Source organism: Pseudomonas frederiksbergensis, assembly GCF_003732665.1.
Taxonomy (GTDB): Bacteria; Pseudomonadota; Gammaproteobacteria; order Pseudomonadales; family Pseudomonadaceae; genus Aquipseudomonas; species Aquipseudomonas frederiksbergensis_G.
In genome coordinates this window covers 1-375 of sequence record NZ_MOBP01000070.1, presented here as the reverse complement: position 1 = coordinate 375, position 375 = coordinate 1, and the positions used below count along the sequence as shown (strand labels likewise).

At 58.1% G+C, this 375-nt stretch carries 2 protein-coding genes; both read left to right on the top strand.

What is annotated here, in order from left to right:
- On the top strand, positions 1–200 hold a 200-nt coding region (locus BK665_RS34655), incomplete at its 5' end, for a hypothetical protein (RefSeq protein ID WP_221179280.1).
- A partial coding sequence (locus tag BK665_RS33190) for a glutaredoxin family protein (protein WP_311198557.1) occupies positions 178–375 on the top strand: 198 nt, incomplete at its 3' end. The genes BK665_RS34655 and BK665_RS33190, both read left to right, overlap by 23 nt.

Below are 375 nucleotides of genomic sequence, written 5' to 3'. Positions count from 1 at the left end.
TGACGGATGAGTGTCAGCTTGATGAGTTGTCGGGGAATGCGGCGGTGAACGGCGTGCCGGTGACCGTGGCCGCGGCTTGTGCATGTCTGTCGGGGAGACCGAGCATGGCGTTCGGGTTTCCGTTACAATGCGCCACCGTGCCGACCCTTGAGTCGGAAAGTTCAGCCGAGGTGCTCCATGAAGATCATCGAAACGATTAAAGAGCAGATTGCTAACAACACCATTCTGCTTTACATGAAAGGCTCGCCGAATGCCCCGCAGTGTGGCTTCTCCGCGAAGGCTGCGCAGGCCGTGATGGCGTGTGGTGAGAAGTTTGCTTACGTGGACATCCTGCAGAACCCGGAAATCCGCGCCAGCCTGCCAAAGTACGCCAAC